Annotated in this window: 4 protein-coding genes; 2 read left to right on the top strand and 2 right to left on the bottom strand. The window is 70.0% G+C overall.

Annotated elements, in window-relative coordinates:
* Positions 1-159: 159 nt before the first annotated feature.
* The gene (locus ACFCY7_RS37430) at positions 160-1263 is read right to left on the bottom strand and encodes a PP2C family protein-serine/threonine phosphatase (RefSeq protein ID WP_376490551.1); all 1104 of its coding nucleotides are present in this window, start codon (positions 1261-1263) and stop codon (positions 160-162) included.
* A gap of 164 nt (positions 1264-1427) precedes the next feature.
* A complete protein-coding gene (locus ACFCY7_RS37425; protein ID WP_376490550.1) occupies positions 1428-2183 on the bottom strand; it encodes a hypothetical protein in 756 nt (251 codons plus the stop codon).
* A gap of 493 nt (positions 2184-2676) precedes the next feature.
* Here ACFCY7_RS37425 and ACFCY7_RS37420 point away from each other — a divergent pair, with 493 nt between their 5' ends.
* Positions 2677-2892 (top strand): DUF6243 family protein, encoded by a 216-nt coding sequence (locus tag ACFCY7_RS37420; RefSeq protein WP_376490549.1) that lies wholly within the window; start codon positions 2677-2679, stop codon positions 2890-2892.
* Positions 2893-3261: 369 nt separating this feature from the next.
* Positions 3262-10641: a DNRLRE domain-containing protein gene (locus ACFCY7_RS37415; protein ID WP_376490548.1), complete on the top strand. Its 7380-nt coding sequence runs from the start codon at positions 3262-3264 to the stop codon at positions 10639-10641.
* Positions 10642-10671 lie beyond the last annotated feature (30 nt).

Here is a 10671-nt window from a genome sequence, read left to right as displayed (position 1 = left end):
CCCGCCCGGTTGTGTGTGGGCCCCGCTGGGCGGGGCGCCCGGGCGGCGGTTTTCGGGTGCGGGGTGGTGTGACGCTTCTGGCCGGGGGGGCGCGGGCCCCCACCTGCGCGGGCCCGCGCCTTCGCGCGCCACACGGGCGCGCCACACGGCTGTGCCCCGTCAGCCCGGGCCGGAGGTGTCCAGGGCCAGGATCAGGAGGGTGACGTCGTCCTGGATCTTGGGCGCGAAGCGGCTCAGGTCGGCCCAGATCTCGTCGGGCAGCTCGTCGAGGCCGACACCGGTCATCCCGGCCAGACGCTCGGCGAAGGGGTAGAAGGCGCCGGAGGCGTCCCGTGCCTCCACGACACCGTCCGACGCCAGGAGCAGCTGGTCCCCGGGCAGCAGCGACACCGTCGCGGCGGTTCCGGGCATGACATCGGCGAGGCCCAGTCCCAGGGGCGGACCGGGGTCGACTTCCAGGGTGGTCACGGCTCCGCCGCGCAGCAGGACCGGCGGCGGATGGCCGCAGGCCAGGACGCGGACCTCCCGCCCGGACGGCGCGAAGTCCAGGAGGACGGCCGTGGCGAAGAGCTCCGCGTGCTCCGTCTGCGCCGAGTCGATCACGAGCCTGCGGTCCAGCCGCGCCGCGATCGAGTCCGCGTCCACGTCGTCCAGCACGGCCTCGCGGAACGCCCCCATGACGGAGGCGACCGTTGCGACGGCCGGCAGACCGTGCCCCTGCACGTCGCCGAGGACGGCCCGCACCCCGTGGGGGCCGGGCCTGACGTCGAAGAAGTCGCCTCCCACCAGCGTGCCGCGCTCGGCGGCGCGGTACAGGCTCGCGCAGCGCACGAGCCCGACCCGCCGCCGTACGTCCGGGACGATGGCCCGTTGTGCCGTCTCGGCGACGGTGCGTTCCAGGTCGAGCTGCTCGTCCCGGCGCCCGCGGACGAAGGAGACGAAGACGCTCAGGATCGCGACGAAGCCGAGGGTGAAGAGGTCGGTGTTGCCGGGCTGGTCCAGATGGAAGAGGGGAATCGCCAGCAGCCCGATCGTCGCGGCGCCGAGGAAGGCCGTGGCCAACGGTCCGTAGGCCAGGACGGCCAGCGGCGACACCGCGCCGAGCAGGAAGCCGATGTCGAGCGGAACGGAGTCGGTGAGGGAGGCCGCTCCGACCCCGACGAGCAGCAGCACGGGCAGGACCCGCACCCAGCGGGGCGGCGGGGCCCCGCGCAGCCAGCTCCGCCGGTGCTCGCCGATCGCCGCCTTCCTTGGCTTCACCACACCACCAGGCTCCTATGCCGGAGTGCGCCGCGCATTCCACGGTCCCCGGCTCACCGGTCCGGTGGCGCGGGGGCCGTGGTCGTCCTCCCGGGCCGTCGCCGACCGGGCCCCAGGGTCCCGCTTCGGACATGGCCGCCAGAGCGACCCCGGTGGAGGCGAAGGTGCTACCAGCATCCGACCGAGGAAGCGCGGTCGTTCCAGCCGTACGGCGTGAGCGAGAGCACCTCGGCATACGGAGTTCCGGCGGGTACGACGTAATACCAGAACGGGCCGTAGTAGTAATAGGCGTCGGACAGCTGTACCACGCCGATGGCCCGCATGGAGAAGGACGAGATCTTGTCGTTCCAGTCTCCGGCGAAAAGGCCCATGCTGATTTGGCTCAGCCGCTGATATCCCCGGTCCTTGTGCGAGAACAGGGCAGCCCCTTGCAGGTAGTCGTGCTCAAACCACGTGGCTCCGGGTACGACTCGGAACTCCGCAGCCTTCGAGATGTCGCGATACCTGTCAAAGTATTCGTACTGCAGCCAATCGGCCATGGTGTCCCGGTCGTCGACCGCGAGCATGCGGTCGGCATTCGGAGAGGTGAAGAAGTGAAGTTCCTGACCGTTGAAGCGCGTGATGTCCTGCGGCTCGTACAAGGTGCCGCCAAGGAGGAACGGCACCTCCGGAACGACGTGCTCGATGCTTGAAACCTCCCGTTCGGAAGGGCTGCGCCGCAGCGCCTGGAAGTCCGGCCGGGGACCGTCGACCAGTTGGTCGACCTTCACCTCTTGCTTCAGCACGGTGAGAGCGTCCTCGAGGGAGACGATTCCGTCACTCCTGAGCTCTGCGAGTCCATCCTCCATTTCCGCGTCCCCCGACACAATCGCCTTGAGGAGTTCCATCGCCTTACTGGTGCCGTTCTTCTGCTCCTGGTTCATGACTCCTCCGTGCAGCTGTCAATGATTTCGACAGACGTTTCGATCTTCGAGCGCGCGCGTCCCGGATGACAGTCGCGGGTTGGCCACCCCCTTTACACACCCCTTCCAGCAAATCACATGTACAGGTCCGTGACAACTCGTCACTTTTCAACCAGCAAAGGCGACCAAGGTTGCAGAATCAACATTGATTCCCGATTACAGAACGTAGAGAAAACCAGTCCGGCGGACACAATCCGCGAGAATTATCAGGTCGCCTCAGCCGCGCAGAACTCCGGCCCCCGCCTTGCTGCGAGTCGACCCAGCCCCCGCAGGCGTCGCCGCGATCGGTGGCGCGCGGGGCCGGCGGAACCGGGTAACGTCTTTGTCATGTTCTTCCAGACGCCGATTTACGAGTGAGAGCGTGACGGGCTCCCGCCGACGACCTTCGACGACGCCGCGCCCGTCCCCCACGATGAATCCGTAGAGCACTGCACATCACCACCCGGGAGAACCCGTGACCGACAGCAAGAACATCAACAACCCCGTGGGCCAGGGCGGCGGCCAGCGCAAGCGGCTGTCCCGCGCGGAACGGCAGAACAACGGGCCGCATCGCAACCTCGACCGCAAGGGTGCCGCCGACCAGAAGGCGGAGCTGGTGCGCAAGATGCGGGAGAAGGTACGCGTGACCGAGGACGCCGAAGAGGCGAGCGACGACACCGCACAGAGCTGACGCACCGCCGCCACGGGGCGGCACCTCACGAGGCAGGGCCCGGACGACCACACACGGTCCGGGCCCTGCCGTCGTGTCGGGGCACACGGATTGCGGCCGATGACCGCTGTGGCGAGAAAGCGCCGGGTTCGACGGGAGAAGGGTGCCTGTCGCCCCAAGTCGGCGGCATGTACGGCGGGATATGAAATTCAGTGCGTCCCTCCCGTAGAACGCCGACGAGAGGCCGAATTGTCACGTAAAGAACCATATTTGTTTGCGGTAAATTCCTTCCCCGTCACCAACGGGTGATCAACAAGGGGAGGAACGAACAGGATGAGACGACGGACGTCCGCTCTGCGTGAGCGGCATCCGCTGCCTTCGCCTGGCCGGATGAGGCGCATAGCCCTGGCCACGGCACTGGTGATGACCTTCGGGCTGATGGAGGGGATGGCGACTGCGGCGATACCCGACCGGGGGCCGGTCGAGGGGCCGCAGGACGTGAAGGGGCCGGCCGAGGCGGGGGATGCCGCGTCGGCGTTGCTGATGGCGCGGCTGCAGGACCGACGGATCGAGGTGACCGGGGAGCGGACGGAGTCCACGACGAGCTGGGCCAACCCGGACGGCTCGATGTCGTTGGACGCGTATACCGGTCCGGTCCGGTTCAAGGACGACGGGGCGACCTGGCGGACGGTCGATCCGAGCCTGGTCGAGGCGCCGGGTGGCGGGGTCCGCGCGGTGGCGCACCCGATGGATCTGGTGCTGGCGGGAGAGTCGTCGGCCGCGGAGGTCGCGCGGGTCGAGGCGTCGGGCGGTGAGCCGGGCGAGAAGAGGACGCCGGCCGTCCCGCTGGTGTCGCTCGACAGCGGTGAGGGTCACGGGATGACCCTGTCGTGGCGCGGTGCCCTGCCCGATCCGACGGTGCACGGGACCGAGGCCCGCTATCCGGGGGTGACGACCGGCACCGACATGGTGATCGAGTCGACCCGGACCGGTTTCGAGCAGTTCCTGGAGTTGAAGGACCGCAGCGCCGTCGACGCCACCGGCTCGGTGACGCTGTCGCTCAAGGCCAAGGGCCTGACGGTCAAGGCCAACGCGGACCGTTCGGTGACGTTCCTGGACAAGGAGACCGGCAAGGAGGCGGGCGTCCTGCCCGCGCCGGTGATGTGGGACGCGACGGTCGACCCGAACACGGGCGAGCACGAGAACCGGGCGGACGTCGGCCTGAAGGTCACGCAGAACGGCAACGCGGTCGACCTCACGCTCACCCCGGACGCGGCCTTCCTCGCCGACCCGGCGACGAAGTTCCCGGTCACGGTCGACCCGGCCGTGAACATCGGGGCGAGCTTCGACGCCTTCGTCCAGCAGGGGTTCACGTCGGACCAGTCGGCCGCGACGGAGCTCAAGCTCGGCAACAACGGCGAGGGCCAGGTGGCCCGTTCGTTCCTGGCGTTCCCGATGGCGAAGATCTCCGGCAAGGTGATCAAGTCGTCGAACCTGAACCTGTGGAACTTCCACTCCTGGTCGTGCAGCGCCCGCAGCTGGGAGGTCTGGGACACCAGCTCCGCCTCCACCGCCACGCGTTGGACCGCCCAGCCGAACTGGAACCGGAAGTGGTCCACCTCCACGGCCACCAAGGGCTACTCGTCCTCGTGTGCCGACGGCTGGGTGAGCACGGACATCACCAGCCTGGCCGCCGCCTGGGCGGCGAACGGCAACGGGACGAACACGCTCGGCATCCGGGCCACCGACGAGACCGACGAGTTCGCCTGGAAGAAGTTCAACTCCGGTAACGCGGCCTCGAACACGCCCTACATCTCGGTCACGTACAACACCAAGCCGGGCGCGGCCACGCCGCTGTCCCCGCTGACCGGTGCGGCGACGAACGACACGACGCCCACCCTGTCGGGCAAGGCCGTCGACGCCGACGGCAACACCGTCCGGCTGACGTTCGAGGTCTGGAAGTCCGACGGGACCGCGGCGCTGCAGTCCGGCACCTCGGCGTACGTGGCCTCCGGTGCCACCGCGACCTGGACGCCGGGCACGGCCCTGGCGCAGGGCTCGTACAAGTGGCGGGCGGCGGTCTACGACGGTCAGGACTGGAACGGCACCTGGTCGGCCTGGCAGACCTTCACGGTCGACACCACCAAGCCCGGCGCGCCGTTCGTCTCCTCGACGGACTACCCGCAGGATAACCTGTGGCACGGTGGCGGCGGCGTACCGGGCAAGTTCACGTTCACCGCGGCCTCCGGTACGGCGGACCTGGCCGGCTACGTCTACTCGCTGGACGGCGCCGCGGCCGTCACCGTCGCCGCGACCGGCACGGCGGCGGTGACGGTGACCCCGCCCGCCGACGGACACCGCACGCTGCGCGTCCAGGCGAAGGACAAGGCGGGCAACCTCTCGACGACCGTGGTGTACGACTTCCTGGTCGGCCAGGGCGCGATGCTGCGGCCTGCCGAGGGCGCGGTCAGCGCGCGGCGCATACAGATCGCCGTCGACGCCCAGCCGAAGTACACCCGCGTCACGTACCAGTGGCGGCGCGGCCCGGGCGCCTCGGTCTACGACGTGCCGCTCGCGAACCTGACCAAGCAGGACAACACCCCGGTCACCGCCCCGAAGACCCCGCTCGCGGAGATCGGCGCGTACGCGAACTGGTCGGTCCTGGAGACCCTCGGCCAGGTCGGCGGTGTCGTCCAGGTCCGCGCGATGCTGTACACCAACAGCGACACGGACCCCGCGTACATCAGCGAGTGGCGCGGCTTCACCGTCGATCCGAACGCGGACGGCGCCGCTTCGGACGAGGTCGGCCCCGGTTCGGTGAACCTGCTGACCGGTGACTACTCGGTGAACGTGACGGACACCGACGAGTTCGGCCTGTCCTCGACCCGTACGGCCTCCTCCCGGGGCACGGACCGCGGCTGGATGCCGCAGGGCCAGCGCCTGACGGCGAACCAGCAGGACGTGTCCACGGACCTGACGGGCTTCTCGGCGACCACGGCGACGCTCACCCGGGACACCGTGCTCGGCCAGGACGGCTCGACCGACTCGCTGAAGGTGGTCCCCACCACCAACACCAGCGGCGACTCCTTCGCCATGGTCGGCGGCGACCAGAACGCCCTGCAGCTGGGCATGAAGCCGGGCAGGACCTACCGGTTCTCGACCTGGGCCTACGTGCCCTCGGCGACCGGCCTGTCCCCGCAGCACGCGCGCGGCCTGCGCCTGTACGCGGGCTTCGCCACGCCCGGCGGCTTCGTCGAGCCGACCTCCCGGAAGGTGCCGTACACCGACGCGTGGGCCGAGCTGACCCTCGACTTCACCGTTCCGAAGGACGCCACGACGGCGTTCCTGCGGCTGTACAACGGTTTCCCGGCGAACTCCGGCAAGGCCGTGTACTTCGACCACCTGTCCCTGCGCGAGCTGGTCGCCCCGTTCGGTCCGGAGTGGGCCGGCGGCGCGGCGGGCGGCGTGACGGACAACGAGCTGCACTCACTGACCTTCCCGGGCAAGGACGTCGCGGTCGTCACCGGCTACGACGACTCCACGATCACCTTCGCGAAGAGCTCGGACGGCACGTTCAGCCCCGAGCCCGGATCGGAGGGGCTGATCCTCGCCGCGTCCGGCGCCGACTACGTCCTGACCGACGACGACGGCACGGTCACCCGCTTCAGGAAGCAGACCGGCTCGGACGTCCACGTCGTGGACTCCGTCTCCGGTACGGACGAGGCGTCGACCAGTCGGTACGTGTACGACACGACCGACGGCCGCACGCTCGTCAAGCGCGTGATCGGCGAGGCCGAGCCGGGCGTGGACGACACCGGCCAGTGCACGGGTGCCGTCCCCGCGCGGGGCTGCGAGGTGCTGGAGTACGTCTACGCCACGGTCACCACCGCCACGGCCACGGCGCCCGGCGACGTCGCCGACCGTGTGAAGGCCGTGCGGGTCTGGTCGTGGGACCCGGCCGCGAACGCCGTGAACGCCGTCGACGCGGCCGCTTACCGCTACGACGCCCAGGGCCGCCTCGTCGAGGCGTGGGACCCGCGCAAGGGGTCGGCCGCGGACACGACGGTCCTCAAGACGGTCTACGCGTACGACGCCGGGAACCGTCTGACGAGGATCGACACCGCGGGCGAGCTGCCCTGGATGTTCGACTACGGCAAGGCCGGGGCCGACCAGGACCCGGGCCGTCTGCTCCAGGTCCGCCGTCCGGCGCTTCAGCCGGGCAGCAAGGACGTGGTCGAGGGCGAGACCGCCTCGAAGGTGGTCTACGAGGTCCCGCTGACCCGGGCGGCCGGTGGTCCGTACGACCTCGACGGCGCGAGCACCGCGAAGTGGGGTCAGTCGGACGTCCCGACGGACGCCACCGCCGTCTTCGACGTCGAGTCCACCCCGGCCGTGAACACGGCCACCGCCACCGTCCCCGGCACCGACGGCTACCAGCAGGCGGTCGTCCGCTACCTGAACGCCTCGGCGCAGGAGGTGAACACCGCCACCTGGTCGCCGACCGGTGTCGGTGACATCGACACCGCCGAGTTCGACCGCTTCGGCAACACCGTCCGCACCCTCGACGCCACCGGCCGCCTCCTGGCGCTCGGCCTCGGCGAGAACGTGGACGAGAAGGTCGTCGAGCTGGGGCTGCCCGACGAGTCCGCGGCCCGTGCCGCGCTGCTCGACTCCCGCAGCGTCTACGGCCGCGACGGTCAGGACCTCCTGGAGGAGACCGGTCCGGTCTTCCGCGCCCTGCTGGACGAGGCGGTGCCGGCGCAGGCCGACCCGCCGATGCCCGCACTCGCCGCCGGCGCCTCGGTCGTCGCGCGCGAGCACACGGTGCACCGGTACGACGAGGGCAAGCCCGACGGCGCGGCCTACCACCTGGAGACCACCACCCTCGACGGCGCCCGCGTCGAGGGCTACGTCGACGACGTCGAGGTACGGGTCACCAAGACCGGCTACGGCACCCCGATCGGCGGCACGTCGGGCTGGACGCTGCGCACCGAGACCTCGGTGACGACGGACGCGGTGACCGGCGGGGCGAACCTGACTGCCAGCATCAAGTACGACGCGGCGGGCCGCGCGGTCGAATCCCGCAGGCCGGGCTCGAACGGCGCCGACACCGGCACCGTGAAGACCCTGTTCTACACGGCCGGCGCCCACCCCGACGACGCCGCGTGCGGCAACCGCCCGGAGTGGGCGGGCGACCCGTGTGTCACGCTCCCCGGCGGCAAGGTCACCGGTGCGGACACCGCCCGCATGCCCGACACCCTGCCGGTCAAGCGGATCACCCGGTACTCCCGCTTCGGCGACGTCGAGGAGACCACCGAGACCAACGCGGGCAGGACCCGCGTGTCGACCACCGTCTACGACGCGGCCGACCGGATCGTCTCCACGAAGATCACCGGTGACCTCGGCCAGGACCTTCCCGAGGTCACCACCGAGTACGACCCGGCGACCGGCAACGCGGTCAGGACCACGGCCGGTGGCAAGACCATCAGCCGGACGTTCGACGCGCTCGACCGTCTGCTGTCCTACACGGACGCCGACGGCGGCACGACCACGACCGAGTTCGACAGGTTCGGCAAGCCGGTCAAGGTCGGCGACAACACCGGATCCACCACCTACACCTACGACCGCACCCGGGAACCGCGCGGCATGGTCACCTCCGTGACCGACTCCGTCGCGGGCACCTTCACCGCGAAGTACGGCCCCGACGGTCAGCTCACCGAGCAGACCTACCCCGGCGGCTACGTCCGCAAGGACACCTTCAACGCGAGCGGCGCGGCCACCGGCCGCACGTACAGCCGCGTCTCCGACGGCGAGGTCGTGTACGGCCAGCACCTGGACATGACGACCCAGGGCGCCGTCGCCGCGGACACCAACTCCACCGACAGCAAGGAGTACGGCTACGACCGGCTCGGCCGCCTGACCAAGGCCGCCCAGACCACCATCGCCGGCTGCACCACCCGCGCCTACGCCTTCGACGAGGCCGGCCGCAGCACCACCGGCCGCATGAACCGCACCTCCAAGACGGTGTACGACGCCGCCGAGGACGGTTCCTGCACGTCGGCGAACGGCACGGTCACGACCAGCTCGTACGACAGCGCCGACCGGCTCCTGACCGACGGCTACGCGTACGACGCCTTCGGCCGCACCACGGCCACCGGCACCGGCTCCACCAACACCTACTGGGACAACGACCTCGTCGCCTCCCAGACCGCGGGCGACAAGCGACAGTCCTGGTCCCTCGACCCGGCCCACCGCTTCACCGCCTTCACCACGGAGGCCAAGCAGGCGGACGGCACCTGGGCCAACGCGACCAGCAAGCTCAACCACTACGGAGACGACTCCGACGAGCCGCGCTGGATCATCGAGGACACCACCCAGGGCACCCTCACCCGCAACGTCTCCGGCCCTGACGGCGACCTGACCGCCACCACCTCCGCGACCGGCGACGTGGAGCTGCAGTTCGCCAACCTCCACGGCGACGTGGCGGTCACCCTCGACACCGCGACGACCTCCCCGAAGGTCTTCACCTTCGACGAGTTCGGCGTCCCGGCCGAGGGGCAGGCCACCCAGCGCTACGGCTGGCTCGGCGCCAAGCAGCGGTCCTCCGAGGCGCTCGACGACGTCATCCTCATGGGCGCCCGCCTCTACGCACCCGCGCTCGGCCGGTTCCTCCAGGTGGACCCGGAGCCCGGGGGCAACGCCAACCCGTACGACTACTGCAGCGGCGACCCCGTCAACTGCACGGACCTCGACGGGAACTGGGGCTTCAGCTTCAAGAAGATGTTCAAGCGCGTCGCCCGCATCGCGGAAGTCGCCTCGTACATCCCCGGCCCCATCGGCAACATCGCCTCCGCCGTCGGAGCGCTCTCCTACGCCGCCACCGGCAACTGGCGCAAGGCGGCCGAGATGAGCGTCGGCATCGCCTTCGGCTCCGCCGGCCGCCTCGCGGTCAGGGGCTTCAAGGCGGCGCGCGCCCTCCGCAAGGCCGGCCGCGTCAGCCGCATGGCCTCACGGGCGAAGAGGGTCTTCCGGCGCTCCCGGTGCAACTCCTTCGCACCGGACACACCCGTGCTGATGGCCGACGGCAGCTACCTGCCGATCGGAGACGTGCGAGCGGGTGACCTGGTGGCGGCGCTGGACCCGGCGACCGGTCTGACCACCGCCCAGCCCGTCCTGGAGGTGTACACCGGCACCGGCACCAAGCACATGGTGGCCATCGACACCGACCTCGACCCGGCGACCCCGCCGCTCATGGCGACCGCCGACCACCCGATGTGGGTCGAGGACAAGGGCTGGACCAAGGCCGTCGACCTCGGCCCCGGCGACGCGCTCCGGTCCGCGGACGACACGGCCCACGAGGTCCGGGCCGTCCGCAACCTCGGCGAGCTCGCGGACCAGCTGGTCTTCAACCTCAACGTCGGAAACGTCCACACGTACCTCGTCTTCGACGGCACCGCGGACACGCTCGTCCACAACGCCAGTTGCAACCTCAACCGGCACGCCAGGAAGGCCCCCCGCAAGCGGGGCGTCTACGTCATCAAGTACAACAACGGCTCGTACTACGTCGGCAAGTCGAAGAACATGCACCGGCGCATGCACCAGCACGACAAGAAGGGCAAGCTCAACAACGTGAAGTCGATCCGCTATCACGAGCGGAGCAAGGGCAGCCTCCGTAGGCTCGAACAGGGCTTGTACAATCGCTACAAGTGTTACGGCGGCGCGACGCTGACCAACAAGATCCGACCGTCCAGGAAGTACGCTCACTGCTGACGGTGAGGGGGGGGTGGGGACGTTCCGTCC

The sequence above is a fragment of the Streptomyces sp. NPDC056361 genome, assembly GCF_042262805.1.
Classification (GTDB): domain Bacteria; phylum Actinomycetota; class Actinomycetes; order Streptomycetales; family Streptomycetaceae; genus Streptomyces.
Note: the sequence above shows the minus strand (reverse complement) of the source record. Positions and strands in the feature narration are given on the sequence as shown.